At 62.8% G+C, this 24,219-nt stretch carries 20 protein-coding genes and 2 pseudogenes; 10 read left to right on the forward strand and 12 right to left on the reverse strand.

What is annotated here, in order from left to right:
* Positions 1-61: 61 nt before the first annotated feature.
* The 4 genes and pseudogenes from QN219_RS18480 to QN219_RS18495 form a co-directional block, all read right to left on the reverse strand.
* Positions 62-1,251: pseudogene (locus QN219_RS18480) on the reverse strand (MFS transporter).
* 91 nt (positions 1,252-1,342) lie between these two features.
* Positions 1,343-1,840 carry a cytochrome c family protein gene (locus QN219_RS18485; protein ID WP_284001271.1) on the reverse strand — a complete coding sequence of 166 codons (498 nt, stop codon included), beginning with the start codon at positions 1,838-1,840 and terminating at the stop codon, positions 1,343-1,345.
* A complete protein-coding gene (locus tag QN219_RS18490; RefSeq protein WP_284001272.1) occupies positions 1,837-4,080 on the reverse strand; it encodes a xanthine dehydrogenase family protein molybdopterin-binding subunit in 2,244 nt (747 codons plus the stop codon). The genes QN219_RS18485 and QN219_RS18490 overlap by 4 nt, the downstream gene beginning before the upstream one ends.
* A gap of 14 nt (positions 4,081-4,094) precedes the next feature.
* Positions 4,095-4,541, reverse strand: a complete 447-nt coding sequence (locus QN219_RS18495; protein WP_284001273.1) for a (2Fe-2S)-binding protein — start codon at positions 4,539-4,541, stop codon at positions 4,095-4,097.
* Positions 4,542-4,706: 165 nt separating this feature from the next.
* Between QN219_RS18495 and QN219_RS18500 the strand changes: the two genes are divergently transcribed.
* Positions 4,707-5,606, forward strand: a complete 900-nt coding sequence (locus QN219_RS18500) for a LysR family transcriptional regulator (RefSeq protein WP_284001275.1) — start codon at positions 4,707-4,709, stop codon at positions 5,604-5,606.
* A 29-nt stretch (positions 5,607-5,635) separates the two neighbouring features.
* Here QN219_RS18500 and QN219_RS18505 read toward each other — a convergent pair whose 3' ends face one another.
* On the reverse strand, positions 5,636-6,136 hold the full coding sequence (locus QN219_RS18505) for an NUDIX domain-containing protein (protein ID WP_284001276.1): 501 nt from the start codon (positions 6,134-6,136) through the stop codon (positions 5,636-5,638).
* Positions 6,137-6,301: 165 nt separating this feature from the next.
* Between QN219_RS18505 and QN219_RS18510 the strand changes: the two genes are divergently transcribed.
* Complete coding sequence (locus QN219_RS18510; RefSeq protein ID WP_284001277.1) at positions 6,302-7,285, forward strand: zinc-dependent alcohol dehydrogenase family protein; 984 nt, start codon at positions 6,302-6,304, stop codon at positions 7,283-7,285.
* A 55-nt stretch (positions 7,286-7,340) separates the two neighbouring features.
* Here the strand turns inward: QN219_RS18510 and QN219_RS18515 are convergent, their stop codons facing one another.
* Positions 7,341-8,003, reverse strand: coding sequence for a TetR/AcrR family transcriptional regulator (locus QN219_RS18515; RefSeq protein ID WP_284001278.1), 663 nt, complete (start codon positions 8,001-8,003; stop codon positions 7,341-7,343).
* 378 nt (positions 8,004-8,381) lie between these two features.
* Between QN219_RS18515 and QN219_RS18520 the strand changes: the two genes are divergently transcribed.
* The 5 genes from QN219_RS18520 (at position 8,382) to QN219_RS18540 (ending at position 14,195) form a co-directional block, all read left to right on the forward strand.
* Entirely contained in the window at positions 8,382-8,945 is a 564-nt protein-coding gene (locus tag QN219_RS18520) for a TRAP transporter small permease (protein WP_284001279.1), read from the forward strand.
* A gap of 10 nt (positions 8,946-8,955) precedes the next feature.
* Positions 8,956-10,236, forward strand: coding sequence for a TRAP transporter large permease subunit (locus tag QN219_RS18525; protein WP_284001281.1), 1,281 nt, complete (start codon positions 8,956-8,958; stop codon positions 10,234-10,236).
* Between the two features lie 62 nt (positions 10,237-10,298).
* Entirely contained in the window at positions 10,299-11,315 is a 1,017-nt protein-coding gene (locus tag QN219_RS18530; RefSeq protein WP_284001283.1) for a TRAP transporter substrate-binding protein, read from the forward strand.
* Positions 11,316-11,402: 87 nt separating this feature from the next.
* The gene (locus tag QN219_RS18535) at positions 11,403-12,263 is read left to right on the forward strand and encodes a shikimate dehydrogenase (protein WP_284001284.1); all 861 of its coding nucleotides are present in this window, start codon (positions 11,403-11,405) and stop codon (positions 12,261-12,263) included.
* A gap of 42 nt (positions 12,264-12,305) precedes the next feature.
* Positions 12,306-14,195, forward strand: a complete 1,890-nt coding sequence (locus QN219_RS18540) for a bifunctional sugar phosphate isomerase/epimerase/4-hydroxyphenylpyruvate dioxygenase family protein (protein WP_284001286.1) — start codon at positions 12,306-12,308, stop codon at positions 14,193-14,195.
* Positions 14,196-14,216: 21 nt separating this feature from the next.
* Here the strand turns inward: QN219_RS18540 and QN219_RS18545 are convergent, their stop codons facing one another.
* A complete protein-coding gene (locus QN219_RS18545; protein WP_284001288.1) occupies positions 14,217-14,990 on the reverse strand; it encodes a slipin family protein in 774 nt (257 codons plus the stop codon).
* 128 nt (positions 14,991-15,118) lie between these two features.
* The gene (locus QN219_RS18550) at positions 15,119-16,486 is read right to left on the reverse strand and encodes a nodulation protein NfeD (RefSeq protein ID WP_284001289.1); all 1,368 of its coding nucleotides are present in this window, start codon (positions 16,484-16,486) and stop codon (positions 15,119-15,121) included.
* A 382-nt stretch (positions 16,487-16,868) separates the two neighbouring features.
* Here QN219_RS18550 and QN219_RS18555 point away from each other — a divergent pair, with 382 nt between their 5' ends.
* A complete protein-coding gene (locus QN219_RS18555) occupies positions 16,869-18,041 on the forward strand; it encodes a Gfo/Idh/MocA family oxidoreductase (RefSeq protein WP_284001290.1) in 1,173 nt (390 codons plus the stop codon).
* Between the two features lie 92 nt (positions 18,042-18,133).
* On the opposite strand, the gene QN219_RS18560 is transcribed toward QN219_RS18555, so the two are convergent.
* The 3 genes and pseudogenes from QN219_RS18560 to QN219_RS18570 form a co-directional block, all read right to left on the reverse strand.
* Entirely contained in the window at positions 18,134-19,597 is a 1,464-nt protein-coding gene (locus tag QN219_RS18560) for an FAD/NAD(P)-binding protein (protein WP_405052169.1), read from the reverse strand.
* A gap of 498 nt (positions 19,598-20,095) precedes the next feature.
* Positions 20,096-20,194 (reverse strand): annotated as a pseudogene (locus QN219_RS34185) (shikimate kinase); the annotation flags it as partial.
* A 30-nt stretch (positions 20,195-20,224) separates the two neighbouring features.
* On the reverse strand, positions 20,225-20,992 hold the full coding sequence (locus QN219_RS18570) for an SDR family oxidoreductase (RefSeq protein WP_284001292.1): 768 nt from the start codon (positions 20,990-20,992) through the stop codon (positions 20,225-20,227).
* Between the two features lie 385 nt (positions 20,993-21,377).
* Here QN219_RS18570 and QN219_RS18575 point away from each other — a divergent pair, with 385 nt between their 5' ends.
* Positions 21,378-22,049 carry a protein-L-isoaspartate(D-aspartate) O-methyltransferase gene (locus QN219_RS18575; RefSeq protein ID WP_284001293.1) on the forward strand — a complete coding sequence of 224 codons (672 nt, stop codon included), beginning with the start codon at positions 21,378-21,380 and terminating at the stop codon, positions 22,047-22,049.
* 250 nt (positions 22,050-22,299) lie between these two features.
* Here QN219_RS18575 and QN219_RS18580 read toward each other — a convergent pair whose 3' ends face one another.
* Complete coding sequence (locus QN219_RS18580) at positions 22,300-23,307, reverse strand: MBL fold metallo-hydrolase (RefSeq protein WP_284001294.1); 1,008 nt, start codon at positions 23,305-23,307, stop codon at positions 22,300-22,302.
* Between the two features lie 295 nt (positions 23,308-23,602).
* On the opposite strand from QN219_RS18580, the gene QN219_RS18585 reads away from it, so the two are divergent.
* Entirely contained in the window at positions 23,603-24,151 is a 549-nt protein-coding gene (locus QN219_RS18585) for a GXWXG domain-containing protein (protein WP_284001386.1), read from the forward strand.
* The last annotated feature ends 68 nt before the right edge of the window (positions 24,152-24,219 follow it).

Here is a 24,219-nt window from a genome sequence, read left to right on the forward strand (position 1 = left end):
ACCGCACCGGCGACGGCAGCTCCGATGAGAGTTCGGCGGGTGAGCGAGCGTGATTGCCGCTTCATCGCGAATGCTCCCATTCGGTCCAGGCTGCCCAGCCGGCCAGTGCGGATCCAAGCAACAGAAAAGCGGCGAAGGCGAAGGAACTCCACCATCCTGCCCAATCGAACAGCAGGCCACCGGCTGCCGCACCGATGGTGATGGCAAACTGGATGACCGCCACCTGAAGACCGCCGCCGGCCTCCGCATCGTCGTGCAGAACCCGGCTGAGCCACGTTCCCCAACCGACCGGCGCCGCCGTGCCAAAAAAGCCCCACGCGATCAGCAAGGCTGCGACCGGCAACTTGAGAGAACTCATGGCGATCAGCAGAAGTGCGATCGCGGCCATTACGAGCGGAATGACGATCATGAACGAATAGAGGCGCGTGGAAAGCAACCGGCTGATGCACCAAGTGCCTGCGACGCCGGCGAGCCCCATCAACAAGAAAACCAGCGACAGCGCGAAAACCGAATAGCCGGAGACCGCCTCCAGGAAAGGCCGGAGATAGGTGAAAAGAGCAAACTGTCCCATGAACAGCAGCAGGATTGCCGTCATCCCCAGCGCAATCTGACGGCGGCGCAGAAGGCGAAAAACGTTGCCTTTTGCCGTGCGCCGGCGCGGCGGCAGCCACGGCATGCTCATCCATTGCCAGAGAAGTGCGATGAGCGCCAAAGGCACCACGAAGAAAAACGCACCTCGCCAGCCAATGTAGGCACCCAGGAAGCTGCCGAGCGGAGCCGAGATCGTGGCCGCGATGGCATTTCCGGCGTTCAGCATCGCAAGACCCTTCGGCACGGCACTCTCCGGCAACAGGCGCATGACGAGCGCTGTGGACATCGACCAGAATCCGCCGATCGCAATGCCGAGCAACGCCCGCCCGCCAATGAGGGCCGCGTGATTAGGCGCGAAGGTCACGATGAGACCGGAGACGATCAGCAGCAGCGAGAAAAAGGACAAGACGACCTTGCGATCAATGTTTCGCGTGAACCCCGCCACGGAAAGACTGGTGATCACCGCGAACAGACCCGAGATCGAGATCGCCTGCCCGGCCTGCCCCTCGCTCAGGCGAAGATCGCTAGCGATCGGCGTCAGCAGGCTGACCGGCATAATTCCGAGGCAATGAGCACCGAGACGCAAAGCGCCATGGATACGACGGCGCCCCAGGCGGCTGTGGGTTTCGCCAGACTCTCGTCGAATGTTGCATTAGCCATGTGTCATATCCTCAAGGACCGGGTCTCAGGTTTGCCGCGCCCCATTAGCAGCCATAGATCGATGGGATTAGCTGCCATAATTCGCTTGGATTTATCGATATGGCGCATAAGTGTGGAGACGCGCTGCGAACCTCCCGAGTTCACGCTCCCTTGCCTGCAATCCGCGTGGCGGCGCCGCTGGTGGCAACGCCGCCGCATCGAAAGGCTGGTTCCAGACCTGATGTGACCCCAGAAACTCTATGATCGCGCGCCGCTCGTCGGCATTGCTGAAGCGCTGGGTCATGCGCGTGCCGCGCACCATTGTGGTCGGGTTGGTCAGGAATGTTTCCAGCGTCGCCGGAGTCCATGTAACGCCGGAGTCCTTGAGCGCAGGGGAATACCTGAAGTCTTCAACGGCGCCGGCTGCTCGCCCGACGATGCCCTGCAGACTCGGCCCCACGCCGTTTCGTGGCGTTGCGATCTGATGACAGCCGCCGCAACGTTGCTGAAACAGCCTCTGAGCCGACGCGGCGTCCGCCCCCTGAGAGAGGGCGGGCGGCGCGACCCCGGCGGCAATGAGAAAAGTCAGAGCAATGGCTAGTTTTTTCAACCGTCGACTCCCTTGCGATCGAGTTTGGACAACGGCAGGCGTCGAACGCGGCGGCCTGCCAGCACAGAGACGGCATTGGCGACGGCCGGTGGCACTCCGGGCAAGCCGGGCTCGCCGATGCCGCCCATGGGTGCGCCGCTTTCCACGATCCGCACGTGTACCCGCGGCATGCGATCGGGCGTGAGAATCGGATAAGCGTCGTAGTTGCGCGCCTGCGGCATGCCGTCGACATAGACGACTTCTTCGAGGAGAGCGGAGGAAAGGCCAAGCGCCACGGCCGAGTTCACCTGCGCTTCAATGACCGCGGGGTTGACGATGCTGCCCGGATCGATCGCGACCCATACATCGTGTACGACGATCTGGCCTTGCTGCAAGGACACTTCGGCAACCGTCGCGACTTCGCTCCCAAAGGGTGAGGCCATGGCCACGCCACGGGCGCGCCTTGTCCCGTCTTCGGCCGTGAACGGCCCACGTTTCCACCCCCGGGAGAGGTCCGCTACCTCTTCCAGCAGCGTTCTTTGGCGCGGACTGTCAGCCAGCAGACGATGTCGCAATTCATAAGGATCCTGCTGACCCGCATCGGCCATCTCGTCGAAGAAGGTCTCATAGAAGAAGTCGTTCATCGAATGGCCGACAGAGCGCCAGAAGCCGATGATCGCCGGGTCGTCCACATGGATCTGCCCAACGCGCCGGTTGGGGATCTTATAGACTTTGCCTGCGATGCCTTCGACGGCAGAACTGTCGACCTTGTCCGGCCGGCGGCCGAACCAGCGGCCGGTCGGTCCTTCTCCGACCGAGACGGCAGAGAGTGCCACCGGCATTCCGTTGGAATCCAGCCCGGCGCGGAAGCGGACCGCCGCCATCGGGCGCAGCGTATCGCGCAGGAATTCTTCCTCGCGGCTCCAGAGGAGCTTGATCGGACGTCCAACGGCCTTTGCGAGCAGGATTGCCTGCGGATACGGGTTGGCAGTCTGGTAGAGGAAATGCCTTCCGAAGAAGCCCCCGAGCATCGGCGAGTGGATGATCACCTCTTCCGGCGCGATGCCGGCCACCTTGGCGGCGTCGGCCTGGAACATTTCCGGCGCCTGGTTGGGAATCCAGAGCTCGAGCGATCCGTCGTCGTTCCAACGCGCGAGCGCGGATGGCGGTTCGAGCTGGCCGTGGGCCAGATAGGGCGCGTCATAGGTCGCCTCGATCACGCGGTGAGCACCGGCGAGCGCACCCGCAGCGTCTCCCTCTGTTTCAAAGACAACTCCGTCGCCGGTCGTCGCCTTCAACTTCGCCATGTGCGCTTCGGTCGAGAAATTGGCCGGCATGGCATGCGCTGTTTGAGGGGCGACATCGGTCCAGGTCACCTGCAGAGCCTCGACCGCCATGCGAGCGCGCCACCAACTGTTGGCGACCACTGCAACGGCTCCTGGCAACCTGTGAACGGAATGGACACCGGTCATGCCGCGAACGTCCGCTTCATTCACCAACGCATCCGGCTCGCCGCCGAGACGCGGGCTGTGCTGGACGGCGGCATACAGCATGCCGTCAACCGTCAGATCGATCGTGTACTGGGCCTTGCCCGTCGATTTGTCGCGCACATCAAGCCGTGCCACCGGCTTGCCGATCCAGCGGAAGTCCGCGCGAGAGCGCAGCACGACGTCGGTCGGAACCGGCAGCTCTGCCGCTGCATTCGCGATCTCGCCGTAAGAAATCGTGTGACCCGAAGCGGCGTGCACCACGCGGCCCGGCTCGGTCGATAACTCCGATACCGGCACACCCAGCCGCGCCGAGGCTGCCTGAAGCAGCATCTGGCGCGCCGATGCGCCGAGCCTGCGCATGGTGTCGTAGCTCATGCGCACCGACATGCTGCCGCCGGTAAAGCGCCCGCCGCCCGTCAGCAGATAATCCGGACCCGGAGGCGCGCCCTCGATCACGAATTGCGTGGGATCGATATCGAGCTCCTCTCCGACGATCTGCGCCATGGCGGTGAAGATCCCCTGCCCTCCTTCGATGAAGGGGCTACGAAACAGGACCGTGCTGTCGGACCGGATTTCCAGAAAGGCGCCGACCCGCGTGCCGGGTGTGACGGATGCGGCGGCTGCCTGCGCCCCGGCTCGACCGGCGGGCAGTGTGACACCGAGCACGAGCGCGCCGAGCGAGGCTCCGAGAAAGCCGCGCCGGGACAGCTTGAAGGGCTTGCCGTTTTCGCTGGTCATGATTTCAGAGGCGACGGGTGTCATGTCGTTCATGGTCTGCCCCAACATCAAGATTGAGCAGCGTGCCGGACGGCAGCCGCGATTGCGTTGTAGGTGCCGCAGCGACAAAGATTGACCATCGCGCCGGCAATTTCGTCATCCGTCGGTTGCGGGCTCTCCTTCAGAAGCGCTGTCGCGGCCATAACCTGGCCTGACTGGCAGTAGCCGCATTGCGGGACCTGATTGGAAACCCATGCCTCCACCACCTTCTGGCCTACCGGGTCTTCGGTGATCGCCTCGATGGTCATGATCTCGGAACCCGCAACGCTTTCCATCGGCGTGACGCAGGAGCGCGTCGCCTGTCCATCGATGAGCACCGTGCAGGCGCCACATTGGGCGAGACCACAACCATATTTGGTGCCGGTCATGCCCAGTTCGTCGCGCAGAACCCAGAGCAGCGGCGTGTCCAGCTCGATATCGACTTGGTATTTCGTACCATTGATGGTGAGTTCCATGGGGCGTCCTCGAGGCGGTTGCGTACCAACGGGATGTCGAAACAGACGGCGAACTGTTTCAGAGGAGACGCTAGCAGAGGCGATGCATATGGATTAGTGGCCATAGTTCGCTTAGATTTATCGATGTGCGGCATAAATCGAAGACGCGCATCCGGACGTAGGGCGATGGCCAAGGAAGACTTCAACGATCTGTTATGGTTCCTGGCAGTTGCCGAAGAACGCAGCTTTACGAAGGCGGCTGCCAAGCTCGGCATCACCCAGTCGACCCTCAGTCACACGATCAAGCGCCTGGAAACGCGCATGGGCCTCAGGCTGTTGGCCCGGACCACCCGGAGCGTTGCGTTGACGGAAGCTGGCGAACGCCTGCTGCATTCGCTGGCGCCGCGGGTATCCGCCATACGCGACGATCTAGCGGCACTCATGGCCCTTCGCGACAAGCCGTCCGGCACGATCAGGATCACGCTGTCTGATCATGCACTGGAGAGCCTGGTCTGGCCCAAACTGCAGCCGATCCTCTCGCAGTATCCCGACATCAAGCTTGAACTCAGCAGGGACAACGGCTTGCGGAATATCGTGGAAGATGGGTTTGACGCAGGCATTCGCCTTGGCGAGAGCATCGAGAAGGACATGATCGCGGTCCGGATCGGGCCCGACTGGCGCCTTCTGGCCGTCGCGTCGCCCGAATATCTGGAAAATCGCCTGCCACCGCGGCATCCCCAGGAACTGATCCAGCACAACTGCATCAATCAGCGCCAAACAACGAGCGGTGGGCTTTATGTCTGGGAGTTCGAGAGGGACGGGCAAGAGCTCCGCGTCAGGGTCGACGGACAATTAACCTTCAATAGCTCCTACTCCATAGTCGATGCCGCCCTGAACGGTCACGGCATAGGCTATGTGCCGGACGACCTTGTCAAGGAACACATCATAGCGGGGCGCTTGATACCCCTACTCGAGTCCTGGTCGCCTCCTTTCGCCGGGTACTACATCTATTATCCAAGCCGACATCAGAACTCCCCAGCATTCAAGGTTGTAGTCGATGCGTTGCGTTACCGCGAAGATCATTGATGCCTGCAGTATCGCCCATCCACTGAAGGTCATTCAGGGGACAGCTTCTTGCCGTGCAACGTTTCAAGGCGATCTACGTGCAACGTTTCAAGGCGATCTATAAACGGCCGCTGGGACGCGTTTATCTTCTCCCGCGCTTCCGGCACGCTGAACCATCCGGCACGATCGACTTCCGGAAAGGCCTGCGTCTTTCCGCTGTGAGGCGGCCATTCCATCTCGAACATATTGCTGCGGATATCGGTGATGTCGACATGGCTCTCGCCGGCATAGGCGGTGACGAGCTTGCCGCTTTTCTGGCGCAGTTCCCCAAGGAGTTCCAGCGCCCCGTTCATCGCGATGCCGGTTTCCTCGAGGAACTCGCGCCGAGCGGCTGCCTCCGGTTCCTCGTCCGGGTCGTATTCCCCCTTGGGGATCGACCACGCACCAAGGTCCCTGTTGCTCCAGAAGGGACCGCCGGGATGGACGAGCAGGACACGGAGTGCCCCATTCTCATGTTTGTAAAGCAGGATGCCCGCGCTTCTTTTCGGCATTTGCGATCCTTCCGAAGCCGGTGGCTACCTTGATGACACCGGTGAACTGCGACGCGATGGAAAGAGGCTATCCGCCACCCATCACGAAAGGATATCATTGCCGAGCCGCGTTTCGAACAGCACGAACTGCGACGAGACTTTGCAACTGCAGGGAGGCCGAAGCGGATGCGCGCGATGGTCCTCGAGAGGATCGGTGAACCCTTGCAAGCTGTGGAGCGGCCGCTTCCCGAGCCGCTTGCCGGTGAGATCCGGTTGCGCGTCGAGGCCTGTGCCGTCTGCCGCACCGATCTGCATGTGGTCGATGGCGACCTGCCGCAGCCGAAGCTGCCGCTCGTTCCGGGTCATGAGATCGTAGGCATCGTCGAAGCCGTCGGCAGCGGTGTCGATCGGGCACGCATCGGCCGGCGCGCGGGTGTCCCCTGGCTCGGCCATACCTGCCAAAGCTGCTTCTACTGCCGATCGAACGCGGAAAATCTCTGCGATGATCCGCTGTTCACCGGCTATACCCGCGACGGCGGCTTCGCCACGGATGTCATCGCGGATGCCAACTATGCTTTCGATCTTGATCCCGATGGCGATCCCGTGTCACTTGCACCGCTCCTCTGCGCGGGCCTCATCGGGTGGCGCTCGCTGAAACGGGCCGGCGACGGCAGAAGGATCGGGATCTACGGCTTTGGCGCCGCCGCGCATATCATCGCCCAGATCTGCGTCTGGCAAGGGCGGCAGGTTTACGCCTTTACCCGCCCGGAGGATGCGGCGGCGCAACGTTTCGCGCTCGACCTCGGCGCGCTTTGGGTTGGTGGCTCGGCCGAGTTGCCGCCGGAGCCGCTCGACGCGGCAATCATCTTCGCGCCGGTCGGAAGCCTCGTGCCCGCAGCGCTGAAGGTCGTCCGCAAAGGCGGTCGGGTGGTCTGCGGCGGTATCCATATGAGCGATATCCCCGCCATGCCCTATGCCGTCCTTTGGGGCGAACGCGAGGTCGTTTCGATCGCAAACCTCACGCGCCAGGATGCCCGCGAGTTTTTCGCAATCGCGGCAGAAGCCGGCGTCAAGACGCACACCATCGTTTACCCGCTTGAGGAAGCCAATCGTGCCCTCGCCGATCTTCGTGCAGGCAGGCTCAGCGGGGCGGCGGTACTCGTTCCCTGATTGCAGCGCCGCGCGTCTTTTGAGACGCACCAAGGAACGCGGCTGTGCCAGGAGATTACGCAGAAGTAGGCTCGTCTTCCGCCGATTTCAGATAGCTTATGACCGCATCGGCGATCATCGTGCGGTGCCGTTCGATCGTCGTTTTTTCCGAGAGATCGCGGCGGAAAATCGTGCCGAATGTATAGCGGTTCGAGACACGGAAGAAGCAGAAGGCGCTGATCAGCATGTGGACGTCGATCGGGTCGGCCTTGCGGCGAAAGGTACCGTCGGCGAGACCGCGGGCGATGATGGCCTCGATCATCTGGATGACCGAGACGTTGAGGTCGCGGATCGCCTCCGAACGCAGCATATGCGCGGCATGGTGGATGTTCTCGATGCTGACCAGGCGGACGAAGTCGGGATTGGCTTCGTCGTGATCGAAGGTGGTTTCGATCAGGGTCCTCAGCGCCTTTTCTGGTGGCAGGTTGGCGAGTTCGAGATCGGCCTCGAGCGTGCGGATCCTGCGATAGGAGCGCTCCAGCACTGCGAGATAGAGCCCCTCCTTGCTGCCGAAATAGTAATAAATCATCCGCTTCGACGTGCGCGTGCGTTCGGCAATTGCGTCCACTCTCGCGCCGGCGAGCCCGTGCGTCGAAAACTCTTCGGTCGCTACCGCAAGGATATCCTCTTGCGTTCTCTGTGGATCGTTCTTTCTGCCGTTTCCCTGCCGTTCCGCCATTTTCCGTACTGCTTCCCGCCTCGACAGGCAATTGAATCATCGCGCTTATTGCCTGCAGCCTAGACGCGCCCCGTGAACGTCCGAAACGCCTCGTCTTCCGATCGGAGACATTCTGCCTCGCCGAAGACCGCTGCCGATTTTCGACCCGAAGCTGTGGCCCGCAAGGGCAATGCTTCAAGTCATATTCACGTTATCATCCTCTTTCAATAGCACGGCGCTTGACATTCGAACTAGTTAGTACATTTTAGAAATCAGATGCCGCACCGTGCTGAGGAGCGTGGGACGGCCGCCGGCGGACCGCCGCGCGTTGGAAGGAGCAGGCTTGCCACTGGCGCGTCGGCGACGTGCCGGCACGCCCTATCGCTTTGGGAGGAGCGAATGGCCCGCATCATCGAATTCTATTTCTTCGGACTCAAGGTAACGATCGCCATGCTGCTTGCCGGCATGCTCGTGCTTGTCTTCGGCAATGTCGTCCTGCGCTACGCTTTCAACCAGGGCATCACGGTTTCCGAGGAGCTGTCGCGGATGTTCTTCGTCTGGCTCACCTTTCTCGGCGCGGTCGTCGCCATGCGCGAGCATGGCCACCTCGGCGTGGACTCCCTCATCAAGCGCTTGCCGCCGTCTGCCGCAAAGGTGGCCGTGCTTTGCGGCCATGCGCTGATGCTCTATGCCACATGGCTGGTGATCAGCGGCAGCTGGACGCAGACGCTGATCAACCTCCATGTCGGCGCGCCGGCGACCGGCATTCCGATGGCCTTCTTCTATGGCGCCGGTCTCGCCTTCGGCATCCCGGCCTTCCTGATCCTTCTTTCCGACGCCTTCGCGATCGCGACCGGCCGCATCGACGTGACGACGGTCGACCTCGTGCGCGAGAGCGAGGATGAGGCCGCCCTCGACGATCTGCCCGAGCCCGTGCTCGGCCAGCTTTCGCCAAAGCATTAAGGAGGCGACGATGACGGTCACCATCTTTCTCGGCGCGCTTCTCGGACCCATGGCACTCGGCGTGCCGATCGCCTTCGCCCTCATCCTGAGCGGCGTCGCACTGATGCTCTATCTCGGCATGTTCGATGCTCAAATCGTCGCGCAGAATGTCTTGAACGGCGCCGACAGCTTCCCGCTGATGGCTGTCCCCTTCTTCCTGCTGGCCGGCGAGGTCATGAACACCGGCGGCCTTTCCCGCCGCATCGTCGCGCTCGCGATGGCGACGGTCGGCCATATCCGCGGCGGCCTCGGATTCGTGGCGATCTTCGCAGCCTGCATCCTTTCTAGCCTCTCTGGCTCGGCCGTCGCCGATGCGGCCGCACTCGGCGCCCTCCTCCTGCCGATGATGCTGAAAAGCGGCCACAACCCGGCGCGTGCCGGCGGACTGCTGGCGTCGGCCTCTGTGATCGGCCCGGTCATTCCGCCGTCGATCGGCTTCATCCTTTACGGCGTGGTCGGCGGCGTCTCGATCACCAAGCTCTTCCTCGCCGGCATTTTCCCTGGGCTGATGATCGCCGCCGCCCTTTGCGTCACCTGGCTACTCGTCGCCCGCAATGAGCAGTTCGAGCTACCGCCGAGAGAAAGTGGCGCCGTGCGCCTCAGGGCCTTCATCGACAGCTTCTGGGCGCTCATGCTGCCGGTGATCATCATCGTCGGGCTGAAGTTCGGCGTCTTCACCCCGACGGAAGCCGGCGTGGTCGCTGCTGTCTACTCGCTCTTCGTCTCGATGGTCGTCTATCGCGAATTGCCGCCGTCGCAGCTCTTCCACGTATTCGTTTCGGCCGCGAAGATCACCGCTGTCGTCATGTTCCTGGTCGCCTGCGCGGCAGTCTCGGCCTGGTTGATCACCGTGGCCGATGTGCCCGGCGCACTGGCCGCGCTGGTCGAGCCGCTGATGGACAACCAGACGGCGCTGCTCATCGCCATCATGGTTCTGATCGTCATCGTCGGCACCGCCATGGATATGACGCCGACCATCCTGGTCATGACGCCGGTACTTATGCCGATCATCAAGCAGGCCGGCATCGACCCGGTTTACTTCGGCGTACTCTTCATCATCAACAACTCGATCGGCCTCATCACGCCGCCCGTCGGCACGGTCCTGAACGTCATCTGCGGCGTTTCGAAACTGTCGATGGAAGAGCTGATGAAGGGCGTGATGCCCTTCCTCATCGCGGAGCTGATCGTTCTTTTCCTGCTCGTCCTGTTCCCTCAGCTGGTGACCGTTCCGGTCTCCTGGTTCGGGCACTGACGGGCGTGAATTCTGACTGTCAACACGGCCGGCGTGACACCGGTCCAACCTGGGAGGAAAACATGTTGAACAGACTGACGAAACTGGCATTGGGCCTTGCCCTGCCACTGACACTGTTGACGGCCGGGCCGGCGCTGGCGGAAATCCGCGACCAGACGATCAAATTCGCCTCGGCCAACAACAAGGGTCACCCGCAGGTGACCGGCATGGAGAAATTCGCCGAGTTGGTGAAGGAAAAGAGCGGTGGCAAGATCGAAGTAAAGCTCTTCCCGGGCGGCACGCTCGGCGGCGACGTCCAGACCGTTTCGGCGCTGCAGGGCGGCGTGATCGAGATGACCGTGCTCAACGCCGGCATTCTTGCGAGCAACGTCAAGGAGTTCGGCGCGGTCGACCTTCCCTTCCTGTTCAACAGCGGCGAGGAGGCCGACAAGGTGATGGACGGCCCGTTCGGCACAGGCCTGATGGAGCGCCTGTCCGACACCGGGCTCGTCGGCCTTGCCTATTGGGAACTCGGTTTCCGCAACCTCACCAACAACCGCCACGCGGTCACCAAGCTCGAAGATATCAAGGGACTGAAGATCCGCACGATCCAGTCACCGATCCCGGTCGAGCTCTTCAACTCGCTCGGCGCCAACGCGGTGCCGCTCCCCTATACCGAGCTCTACACCGCGCTCGAAACGGGAACCGTCGACGGCCAGGAGAACCCAGCCGCGAACATTCTCAACGCGAAGTTCTACGAGGTGCAGAAATACATGACGCTGACCCGTCACCAGTACAACCCGCAGATCGTGCTGATCTCGAAGAAGTTCTGGGACGGCCTCAATGACGAGGAGAAGACGGTTCTGCAGCAGGCCGCGGTCGAGGCGCGCGATTTCCAACGCAAGGTTTCGCGCGAGCAGGATGCCGCAGCGCTCGAGGAAATCCGCAAGACCGGCATGGAGGTCAGCGAACTCAGCCCCGAGGAGACGCAGCGCCTGCGCGACGCGGTCAAGCCGATGATCGAGAAGTTCAGCGCCGACATCGGCCAGGAGACGGTGCAGGCCCTGCTCAAGGAAATCGGCGCCGTACGCGGCCAGTAACGAGGGAAGCCGCAGGCCCGTCTCGCGAAGGGACGGGCCTGCCCAGCGCCCGCGGACGCGTGGTACGAACACATGGAACCGGAGACCATGACCGATACGCTTGTAAGATCCTTGAAGGCCGGCCTGATCGGCGCCGGCATACAGGCCTCGCTGACGCCAGCGATGCACATGACGGAGGGCGCGGCCCAAGGGCTCGACTATGAATACGAGCTGATCGATCTCAATATGCTGGGCGCGAGCGAGAAGGACCTTTCGCGACTGCTCGCCGACGCAGAGAAGCGAGGGCTTGCCGGCGTCAACATCACCCACCCGTGCAAGCAGGCGGTGATCCCGCACCTCGACGAACTCGCCGCCGAGGCGCGATCGCTCGGCGCCGTCAACACCGTGGTGCTGAAGGGCGGGCGGCGCTACGGTCACAATACGGACTGGTGGGGTTTTGCTGAGAGCTTCCGTCGCGGCCTCCCCGGAGCCGACCTCTCCTCGGTCGTGCAACTCGGCGCCGGCGGCGCAGGCGTCGCGACAGCCTATGCGGCACTGTCACTTGGCGTGCGGCACCTCACCGTGTTCGACCGCGAACCGGAGCGGGCGCCGTCCCTCGCCCGCATGCTCTCCGGATATTTCCCGAATGCTGAAATCGTGGCGGGAACCGACCTCGCTGAAGCCATGCGAGCAGCCGCCGGACTCATTCACGCGACGCCGACGGGCATGGCCAAATATCCCGGCCTGCCGCTTGATGCCGAACTTCTCGAGCGCCGCCACTGGGTGGCGGAGATCGTCTATTTTCCGCTGGAAACGGCGCTTCTGAAGGAGGCGCGTCGGCTCGGATGCCGCACGCTCGACGGCGGCGGCATGGCAGTGTTCCAGGCGGTCGGCGCCTTTCGGCTCTTTACCAGGCTCGAGCCCGACGCAACGCGCATGCTCGGCCATTTCAGGACGATGACCGGCTGAGCGCGGGCGCATCCGACGTTCAGCCCAAACGAGGACAGGACGATGAAGACCTCGATAGCCACGGTTTCGCTCAGCGGCGATCTCAAAGACAAGCTGCAGGCAATCGCCAATGCCGGCTTCGACGGCGTGGAAATATTCGAGAACGATTTCCTCGCTTTTGACGAAGGCCCGCGCGAGGTCGGCCGCATGGCGCGCGACTTCGGCCTCGACATCACCTTGTTCCAGCCGTTTCGCGACTTCGAGGGCATGCCGGAGCCGCTCCGCACACGGACCTTCGACCGTGCCGAACGCAAGTTCGACGTGATGCAGGAGCTTGGCACCGATCTGGTGCTCGTCTGCTCCAATGTATCGCCGGCGGCCCAGGGCGGCATCGACCGCGCGGCCGCCGATTTTCGCGAGCTCGGCGAGCGGGCGGCCAAGCGGAACCTCAGGGTCGGCTACGAGGCGCTCGCCTGGGGACGGCACATCAACGATCATCGCGATGCCTGGGAGATCGTCCGGCGCGCCGATCATCCCAATGTCGGCCTCATCCTCGACAGCTTCCACACGCTTTCCCGCAAGATCGAGGTCAACTCGATCCGCTCGATCCCGAAGGAAAAAATCTTCATCATCCAGCTCGCCGACGCACCGCTGATCGACATGGACCTGCTCTACTGGAGCCGGCATTTCCGCAACATGCCCGGCGAGGGCGACCTTCCCGTCACCGACTTCATGCGTGCCGTCGCGGCGACCGGCTACGATGGCTACCTGTCGCTGGAAATCTTCAACGACCAGTTCCGCGGCGGCAACGCTGGCGCCATTGCTGTCGATGGCCGCCGCTCGCTGATCTATCTCGGCGATCAGGTCAAGCGCGCCGAGCCCGATACACCCTTGTCGGTACCGGCGATGCCGGCGCCGGCCGAGGTGAAAGGCGTCGCCTTCATCGAATTCGCGGCCGACGAAGAGCAGGCGGCCGAACTGGAAGCGCTGATGAAAACGCTTGGTTTTCGCAAGGCCGCGAAGCACAAGACCAAACGCGTCGCGCTTTACCGGCAGGGCGCAATCAATCTCGTCATCAACACCGAACGCGAGGGTTTCGCCAACGCCTCCTACCTGGTGCACGGCACCTCCGCCTACGCCGTTGGGCTGATGGTCGACGATGCCGCGGCGACCGTCGAACGCGCAAAGGCGCTCGGCGCCGAACCCTTCGCACAGGCCGTCGCCCCCGGTGAGCTTTCGGTACCGGCCATACGCGGCGTTGGCGGCGGCATCATCTATTTCCTCGATGAACGGTCGGAGCTTGCGCGCATCTGGGAGATTGAATTCGAACCGGCGGAGGACGACCAATCGACGATGCCGGCCGGCCTCCTCTCCGTCGACCATGTCGCGCAGACCGTCAAATACGAGGAAATGCTGACCTGGCTTCTCTTCTACAACTCCCTGCTCGACGTGCATAAGACGCCGATGGTCGACATCATCGATCCGGCCGGGCTGGTGCGCAGCCAGGTTGTGGAGAATGACGCAGGCTCGTTGCGCATCACGCTGAACGGCGCGGAAAACCGCAATACGCTCGCCGGCCATTTCATCGCCGAGACGTTCGGCTCCGGCATTCAGCATCTCGCCTTCGCCACGAACGATATCTTCGCAGCGGCCGAGGCATTGCAGACGAATGGTTTTCGCGCGCTGCCGATCTCGCCGAACTACTACGACGACATCGAGGCCCGCTTCGCGCTTGAGCCGGAACTGATCGAGCGCTTAAAAAAGGCAAATATTCTCTACGATCGCGATGAGCATGGAGAGTATTTTCAGCTCTACAGTCCGACATATGGCGAGGGGTTTTTCTTCGAGATCGTGGAGCGACGCGGCTATCGCGGCTACGGCGCCGCCAATGCCATCTTCCGCATCGCCGCGCTAAAGAAACAATTGCGGCCGGCGGGTTTGCCACGAAATTGAGCAACGTGTTCCTCGTGGGCTTTATTGCGAGGAATCGCCCGTCTTGGTTGCGAGAATGTTCGCCAGCTCCATCGGGAACGGGAAGACGATCGTCGAATTCTTTTCGCCGGCGATGACGTTGAGCGTGCTGAGATAACGCAGTTGCATCGCCTGCGGCTGCTGGGCGAGGATCTGCGCCGCTTCAAGCAACTTCGCCGCCGCCTGCTGTTCACCCTCGGCGTTGATGACCTTCGCGCGGCGTTCGCGTTCTGCTTCTGCCTGCCGTGCGATCGCCCGGATCATGGATTCATTGATGTCTACATGCTTGATCTCGACCGTGGCCACCTTGATGCCCCAGGCATCCGTCTGGACGTCGAGTATCTTCTGGATATCGTCGTTGAGCCTGTCGCGCTCGGCCAGCATCTCGTCAAGGTCGTGCTTGCCGAGCACGGACCGCAAGGTCGTCTGTGCGAGCTGGCTCGTCGCAGCCATGAAGTCCTCCACCTGGATCGTCGACTTTTCCGCATCCATGACCCGGAAATAGATAACCGCACTCACACGAACCGAAACGTTGTCGTGGGAGATGACGTCCTGGCTCGGAACATCGAGCACACGCGTCCTGAGATCGACCCGCACCATCTGCTGCACGTAGGGAACGAGCAGGATCAGACCCGGACCCTTGACGCCGGTGAACCGGCCCAAGGTGAAAACGACGCCCCGCTCGTATTCGCGCAGGATCCTGATCGCGTAGGCAATGACGATGAGCAGCAGCACAAGCGCCGCAATGAAGGGGGCGAGACTTCCGACTATGTCCATGACCTTCTCCCGGCTCCCGGAGCCCGTTGGATCATTTCATTGTTTCATCGAAACGGTGAAATGGTCGAACTCTTTGAAACGACGCAATTCCGGACGGAAAACCGTCACACACTTTTCCGGGACTTGCTCTAGGTTTGCGGCACGCTGCGCGCGACTTTGAGCGTCAATCCGTTGCGGCCGACGACGGTCACATCTTCTCCCGCCGCGAGCGGCTCACCGCTGACGGCCTTCCAGCGTTCGCCATGGGCGATGACGTAGCCTGTTGCACCCGTCCAGCTATCGACCGTGCCGGAAATGCCGATCATCTGCTCCGCGCCGGTGACGACCTGGTGCCGGCGCGAGATAAAAGCTAGGCGCGCAACGAGTATGCTGAAAGCGAGGCTCGCTATCGCGACGCCGCCGAGAACGGGCCAGGAGACCTGCAGGCCCGGCACGTCCGTGTCGAACAGGATGGCGGCGCCCAGCACAAGTGCGACCCCGCCGCCGAGCCCGAGCGCCCCGAACGACGGCGCATGCGCCTCGGCCACCAGCAGCCCTACGCCCAGGATGATCAGCCCAATGCCGGCATAACTCACCGGTAGCACCGCGAGTGCGTAGAGCCCCAGCAGAAGGCTTATGCCGCCGATCGTGCCGGGCAGCACCGTCCCGGGCGTCAGAAACTCGAAGATCAACCCGTAAATGCCGACGATCATCAGAAGTAGCGCGACATTCGGATCGGTAATCACGGATAGGAGACGCGTCCGCCAATCCGGGAGAATGTCCTCGACGGCGAGGCCTGCCGTGTCGAGGCGGATGTCCGCCTGGCCGACGCGGACCACGCGGCCATGCGCCTGCTTCAGGAGGTCGCCGACGGTGGCGGCGGTGAAATCGACGACCTTTTCGCGAACGGCGGCGGTCGACGACAGGCTCGCGGCCTCGCGCACCGCGCGCTCCGCCCAATCGGCGTTGCGGTCGCGCAGCTCGGCAAGCCCGCGAATATAGGCGACCGCATCGTTGATCATCTTTGCTTCGCCGACGCTCGATGGCGGTTTGGCAGCCTCCGGCGGGCTTGTCTTGTCCGAACCCTCCTTGTCGCTCTCGTCGTCGCCGCCGAACAGACCCCCGCCAATGGCGATAGGCGTGGCCGCGCCCAGATTGGTACCGGGCGCCATCGCTGCAATGTGGCTGGCGTAGAGGATATAGGTACCGGCGCTCGCCGCCCTCGCCCCGCTCGGCGAGACGAAGCTTGCGACCGGTACGGAAGAATCGAGGATGGCGCGAATAATGTCGCGCATCGATGTGTCGAGGCCGCCGGGCGTGTCCATCTGCAACACGACGATGGATGCGCCACGCGCCCTGGCCCGATCGAGCCCGCGCGTCACATACTCGGCCGTTGCCGGGCTGATCGCGCCGTTCACGTGCAAGACCACCGCCCGGCGCTCGGCTCCGGATGCAGGCGGGTCGGGAAACGCGAACACCGATAACAATGTCATGAGCAGGATGAGGATTCGGGACATTCGCCGCCATAACCTCAGGGTCGTTTCGGATCACGGTGATCTCGAACCTGAACGACCCGCATGTAAACGTGATCGCCCTCTAATATAGGTCAGAACTGCCGAAAGGGGTAGGCGTCTCGCAACCTGCCGTGGAAGTCCTGCTGAAAGCGCAGCCAGCGCGGCGGGTCACGGCAACAGCGGCGCAGACGAGCATTGATCACGGATCGTCCGACGCAGTTCATCGCCCCGGCGAGTTCCGCCCCTTCGGGCTCCCTCTTCGCGGCATTCCGTGCGTGGTCGTGTTCGCACCGGCACGCAGCGTTAAAGCGACTTTGATTGACGTTATCGGGGGGCTCTCATACGCTGATTTCGCGGTTCCGCTACACCTCCTCGGGAGGAGAGAATGGAAAGCAAGGCTATCGCCGTCATCGGCGCCGGTATGATCGGCGCAGCGCACGCATTCGGCTACCGGACAAATTTGCCGCGCTTCAAGGACCGCATTCCCGGTCTGCGCCTTGCGACCGCCTGCGACGGCAACGAGGCGCTGGCCGGCCGACTTGCCGCAACCTGGGGCTTCGAAAAGACGGAGACCGACCTCCATGCGGTTCTCGACGATCCTGAAATCGGCATCGTCAGCATCTGCCTGCCGAACGCGCTCCATGCCGAGGTGACGCTGGCGGCGATCGCCGCCGGAAAGCACGTCCTTTGTGAAAAGCCGCTCGCCCTCAATGCCGATGAAGCGCTGCGCATCCATCGCGCCGCGACGGCATCGCCGGTCGTTTCCGCGACGGTCTTCAATTACCGCCGCATTCCGGCCGTCGCGGCGATGCGCGACATCATCATTGCAGGAGAAATCGGCGATCTCGTCAACGCCCTGATTCAGTACGAAAGCGAATACGCGGCCGATCGCAACCTGCCGCACAGCTGGCGTTATGAGCGCAGCCGCGCCGGCCCCGGCGCGCTGCTCGATCTCGGAACCCATGCGATCGATACGGCCCGCTTTCTCTGCGGAGAAGTGTCAGACGTTGTCGGCGCCATCGCCACGATTGCCGTCAAGGAGCGGTTTCTGCCGGCGTCCGCCAGCATCGGTCACGACAAGGTTGCGCTCAGCACCGAAAGCAGACCGGTCGACAACGACGATGTCACATCGGCCCTGCTTCGCTTCGAAAGCGGCTGCCAGGGCATGTTCATGGCAAGCCGGGTCGCGGTCGGCATGGGCAACACGCTATCCTTGTCGATCACCGGCACCAGGGGTGCGCTGCGCTACAACTCCCGCCTGCCATCCCATTATGAGATCGCGCGTTTCGACGGGAGCGGGCAATCCCCCTTTGCACTCGTCGCAAACAATCCGGCCCTGCCCTATGCCGGCCTGCTTCCCGTTCCCCACGTCGGCGTCGCGATCGGCTACGCGGAAGTGTTCGGGTTCATGATCCACGAGTTTCTCGAAGCGATCGCCGAGAACCGCCCGATGCGGAACGGATCGACACTCGATGGCCTGCGCGCCGCCCAGATTCTCGACGCGATCCAATTGGCCGCTGACACCGGTGCAGCGACGAAGGTATCGCACGCCGAGTGAGACGCGGCTGCCGCGTCGATCAGGACCCCGGGCAGACTGCGGTCGCCCCGACTTGTCGCAGTTTCATCTGGCTTCTGCGCAAGGGGCGGGCGTCAACTGATGGTCGTTGCAGCACGTAACGTCTCCGATCCGTCGTCTCGCGACAGGGCGGCATTCGTCACTCTTTGTCCCCGCGCGAGCGCAGCCACCTGTGCCGCCACGAAGATCGCGTGATCGTTGACCTGCGGCAGCCCCATCAGTTCCCCGAAGGTTCCGCGGGCGAGCGGTCCGGCGATGAAAAGGGCCGTTTCGCGGCCTTGCCTATCGAGCGCCCGGCTCGTCTCGCTGCAGGCAAGGCCGAGCCCGACCGCGTCCGGCTGCAGATAGCCATCCGCCGAAAGTGTTTCGAGCCAGATCTGGCTCTTCAACACGGATTTGTGTGCAGGACCGGTAGTGATGACCACGGCATCGACATTCCAGCGCTCGATCCCGGCCGCATGCCGGCGCCGGAACGTGGCAGCGATCTCGTCGCCGTTTCGCTCGAGCCGATCGATCGAACCCGCCAAGATGCGGATGTCGCCCGACTGCAATCCGGCTCTGACGATGGCGTCGATTTGCGGCGCGACGCGAAAGCGGTGAACGTCCCAGAAGGGGCGTAGATGGCGTAGCAGCCGCCGCTGTTCCGCCACCGGGAGATTGCGCCAGATCTCTCCGCCTTGGCTGCGCAGCGCATCGAACACCGCATGCCAGGAAAAGCCGTCCGCTTCCGCACGTGCGACAACCCTGCGCACCCGCACGAGGAGATCTGTCGCCGTCGCCGATAGCGGCGACGTGAAATCGCCATAGGGGTCCTGAGCGCGGCTCGCGTGCCCGCGCGAGCGCAGGCCGCGGCGGGAAAAGGCGGTGATCGGGCCTGTTCGGCCCGTCGTGCGCAAGGAGGCGATGACGTCTGCCGCGGTGAGGCCGGTGCCGATGATCAGGACGTGGTCGTTGGGGCGAATGGCCGCCAGGGCGCCGGGCACGGTGGTATCCGCCACATAGCGCGGGTGCCCCCGCAGCACGTCGTCGATGCCCGCTGGCGCCGCAGGGGCGGGATGCGTGGTCGCGACCACCAGCACGTCGGCGCGAACCGTCGTGCCGGCGTCCCCACGGATTTCCCAGCCGGCGCCGCGCCGCTCCACGCTGATGACCCGCTGCCGGTGGTGGGTGATGCGGCCGTTGCCAAGGAACGGCGCCACGGCATCGGCGACATAGCGTCCGAAGAGGCCGCGGCGCGGATAGAGATGGCCGTCCGGCGCCAGCGCCTCTACGTCGCCGCGCGGTTCTCCCCGAAGCTGCATCCAGCGGACGAACTGGTCGGCGTCGTCCGGATCAAGGCTCATGCGCCCTGCCGGCACATTGACCCGATGGGCCGGATCGTCGGTGCCGTAGGCAAGACCGCAGCCGAGACGTTCGCGTGGCTCGAAGACGTCGATCTGCCATCCTTCCATACTACTGTCACGTGCAAGACTTGCCCCGACGACGGCCCCGGTAAAGCCGCCGCCGATGATGACGACCGAGGGGCGCGGTTCGATCACGATTGCGAGACCTTGCTCTGGCCGACGGAATCCATTCTCTCGAAGACCTTCTCTGCCGCAGTGATGGTTTCGTTATCGACATACTGAAATACGGTTGTCCGCCGCCTTTCAGGGCGCCTCGACGGTCGCGCGAAGCGCTTCGGCAAGAACTCGGACTTCTGCGATCTTTTCGCCACCTCCTGCGGAGGCTCGCCCCATGTCAGGTGTTTGTCAATGGTGCGCGCCGCCACCTGCTCGCCGATGCCTGTGGAACCGCCGCAAAAGAGCGCCGGATCGAGCGGCTGGTTTGCGTGAAGAGCAACTTGCCGCCCTCGCCTCGGCGACCGCCCGGCGCTGCGATTGGCCGCTTTGTCCGAGAAAATGGCTACCGCGGGTGGCTGGTGGCCGAAGCGGAACAGGACCCTGCGCCCGCCGCGCCCCGCCGTCGCGCGCGCTTTCGACCATATCCGGGGCGTCTTTGCTGGCTGAACGCATCTGAGCATGGCGCGGGTTCGTTGTGGCGGCGCGATGCAGATTATCGCCTTCCACGAACGGGCAATCGAGATAACTGGCAAGACGCTCCCCGACCGAGCTTTTGCCGCAGCCGGATACGCCCATCACCACGATCGGGCCGAAGGCGCCCTCCGCCTAGAGGCTGATCGTGATGCCACCGTCGACATAGAGCGTGTGTCCGTTGACGAAGGAAGAAGCCTCGGCTGCCAGGAAGACCGCCGCGCCGACCAGTTCGTCGACATTGCCCCAGCGGCCGGCCGGCGTGCGGTTCTCCAGCCAGGACGAGAACTCGGTGCTGTCGACCAGCGCCTGATTGAGCGGTGTCTTGAAATAGCCAGGCGCGATCGCATTGATTTGCAGGCCGTATCGCGCCCAATCCGTACACATGCCGCGCGTCAGGTTCTTCACCGCCCCCTTGGTCGCCGTATAGGGGGCAATACCGGGACGGGCGAGTTCACTCTGCACCGAAGCGATATTGATGATCTTGCCCCGCCCTCGCCCAATCATGTGGCGCGCAACCGCCTGGCCGACATAAAAGACGCTGGAGATATTGGTCTTCAGCAACTGTTCCCAGCGATCGGCAGGAAAGTCTTCGAGCGGGGTGCGGAACTGCATGCCGGCATTGTTGATCAGGATGTCGATCGGTCCGATATCCTTCTCGATTGCATCGACCCCCCGCCCAACGGCAGCATGGTCGGTCACGTCGAAGTCGGAAACCGACACCTCGTGTCCGGCGCCTCGCAGCGATTGGGCTGCATTCTCGAGCTTGTCGCGGCCGCGGCCGTTCAGAATGAGGGCCGCACCGTGCTCGGCCAGACCGCGCGCGAGCGCATAGCCAATGCCCTGGGACGATCCCGTCACCAACGCGCGGGAACCGGAAAGATCAAATAGAGGGAAGGTCATGAAACCTCCTTGCGAGGATAGAAATGGAAACTCCACACGGCGGCAAGCCCGGCTCGGATGTCTACGATCAGCCCTTTGGCCTTCAAACCGATTCCAGCTTGCTGACGTGATCACCGACTTACCCTGTTTATAGGCTTCAATATAGCCGGCCTCTCCTCGGGCCCGGGTGGGCTCCACCGGCATGATGATGCAGCGGTAAGTTCAGCAAGTGGCGCAGAGCGGTCCCCAGATGATTCGCGTGTACGGTCGGCTCCCGTCCTTCTGAGATGTCGCGCGCCTGCTCGTTGAGGCCATCGTTCAGCTTTTGATCTTGCTATCGTCTATCCGTGGCCGTTTAATGTTGAAAGGCCGCTGGCGGCAAACTGGCGGAGGAGAGCCCGCGCTCATGAAGCCAATGACCGAAAAGCACCTCGCGGTTCTGCGCAGGCATATGGTCGAGGTTATCGAAATCCAAACTGACCTTGCAAGCGAAGAACTCGGCAAGGCGGCGCTCGAAGAGCGGGTGTTGGCAGCGATGCGGCAGGTGCCGCGGCATCTCTTCGTGCCTGCCGCGGTTGCACCTTTTGCCTACGAGGACATGCCGCTGCCGATCGGCTTCGATAAAACCCTGTCGCAGCCCTTCATCGTTGCTCTCATGACTGATCTCCTTGCACCCCAACCGCACGAGTCCGTGCTCGAGGTCGGCACCGGGCTTGGCTATCAAGCCGCAGTCCTCGCCGAACTCGCCGGCCAAGTTTGGAGCGTCGAAATCATCGAGGAGTTCGCAAGCCATGCCGAGGCTCTCCTGCAGCGCCTCGGCATGTCAAATGTGGGCATTCGTATCGGCGACGGGTCTCGCGGCTGGCCTGAGCGCGCCCCATTCGACAAGATCCTGGTCACGGCAGCGGCTGAGGAGGCGCCGCCGGCTTTGCTTGAGCAGCTCAAGCCGATGGGCCGTCTGGTTCTTCCTGTGGGCTCGGAACAACAGTTGCTGACTGTCATCGACAAGGATTCGACAGGACAACTCGAGGCCCGCCAACTCATCCCGGTTCGATTCAGCCAGCTTGAGGCGGTCTGAGGCGCGTGTGTTCTGCGTGCTCCCTCAAATTCACGAAGCTGTTGAGTTTATGCTTGCATAAACAGCAAGCAGAGAAAGACCCTCGCGGCCGTAATTCACCTTGCTGGCGTCAATGCCCTTCTCTCTCATGAGCTGCAGCATCAGCGACCATCTCAACGACGTGACGCCGCCTCGAAATGGATCGCCTTGACTGATTTCGCTCGGCGACGACCGAATCAAGCTCATGGGCTGGCGATTGTGTCAGTTTAGCTCAAGGATCCGCATGAGGAGCTTGCTCGGCAAGGCCTGCCCGGAATTCTTCGATCAGCGATTGTTCCCGACCGAGATAGCGCGGTGAGAAATGCATGGGAACGGCCCTTGCCACCCGCGCGGCTACGGCGATACTGCCGGCCTGCAATGCCGTCAGATGCCTTTTGGAAGCCGCAATGGCCTTGTCCTCATCAAGGAAGCCGCCCTCGATGAAGAGGTAGTCCGACCCTCCCGCCAACGCGAGCAAGCGCGAGACGTTTGCGTCGGTAAATGCCAGGTCCGTTGCGTAGCAGACTCGTTCTCCCGGGCCGGTGACGAGCGCCTTGGCACTGAGGAGGTCGCCCAGCGTCATGTCGCCGTGGCCGGGAATTTGCACGAAAGCGCCCGGGCCCCCGTGAGACCTCACGAGACGTTTGGCCTCCGTCAGCCAGGGCCCTACCGGAAGGCCAAGCTGATCCAGCACCGTCTTGTGCACGTTTACCCGCAGGCTCTCCTGAAACGCGAATGCCAGGCATGGAATTCCGTGATCGAGCTCGATCGCTTCGATGTGGAAGTCGGGCTCCACAAGGAGACGCGGGGAAGCCAGCACCTCGACGCCGAGCGTCTCTCGATCGAATCTACCGCGTGCCTTGAACCGGGATCGGGTCAGCTCATCCTTGAGATTCCACTCTGCCGCAATGATCGAGAAATCCTCGGAAGTCTCATCAAGAAGATTCCACGTGTAGGATCGTAGCTTTGCCTCGACGGCGTCTGTCAGACCGGGAGGGCCGAATATTTGAAGCTCCGCCGTCCGGTTGAGGAGAAGCCGGAGCATCCGGTCGAAGCCGGCGAAATGATCCATATGCATGTGAGACACGAATACGTGACGGATCTTGGAAACGGTGCCAGCCGGAAGAGGAGACAAATCGCCGAGATCGAACAGGATCGCACGCGACTTGAAAGTGAAATCAAGCAGGACGCCTGCATCGCCGAAAGGCTCATTGACCAGCCTGGGTTGAACAAGGAACACCAAATGCCGCTCCTGCAGAATACGCACCGGCAAACCGCGCTGCTGCGTGGAATCCTGCGTTCGGGAAACGCTGCGGAGCGCAGTTCTCAAGTCATCTGACGCCCACAGGCTCGCCTGTGTCAACCGCCCGGCCCCTGGAGCGCCGCGCGTCCACCGGACGCAAAGGCAGTTGCAGCACTTCGTGCGCTGCATGTTCTTGTCCCTGTCTGCTCCGGTGGACGATCAAGGATGCGCGCCCTAGATAAAAGGCGGCGTGTGTAGCGACTTAGGCACGTTGTTGAGTACGCACATGAAGATGGGCTCCCAGCACGAGGCCCTCGCCTACTTCGATAGCCTGGACGCGGTGCCGGTGACCGAGATGGTGGGGCTTTGGAAAGGCCGCGGAATTGCGACCGGGCATCCGCTGGACGGGGTGCTGGAGAACCTGGGCTGGTTCGGCAAACGCTTCCGCGCCGATATGCGCGCCGACGCTCTGTTGTTCAATACATATGGCAACCGCCTCGTGCCGATCGATCCATCTCCAATCCCGCTTCATCTGGCCCTTCGCTTCCACCGGTTAGGCCGCACCAGCGCCGCGAGAAATTTGTTCTCCCATTTGGTCAAACATCTGCGCGCGCGAGGCCCGACAGCCACTCTGCGGACGTCACGCTTTCGAGACCGGACCAGCGCGGCCATGCTCTACGACCGCAAGCCCATCGTCGACCATTTCCGCAGGATCGGTCCGGAAAGGGTGCTCGGGTTGATGGCCGTAGAGGGGGACGGCCGCTGCTTTTTCTTTCAGCTCGACTACGTGAATGATCCCGGTCCGTCGCTTCGGTACGACTACAGCACCGCGCGCCTGTGATGTCTTTGCTCCATCTCACCGGAGCAGCGCCGTGCCAAGGTACAGCGAGTGGAGCCCGACGGGCGTTC

Origin of the sequence: Sinorhizobium sp. 8-89 (genome assembly GCF_030124325.1) — a bacterium.
In the GTDB taxonomy this organism is placed as follows: domain Bacteria; phylum Pseudomonadota; class Alphaproteobacteria; order Rhizobiales; family Rhizobiaceae; genus Sinorhizobium.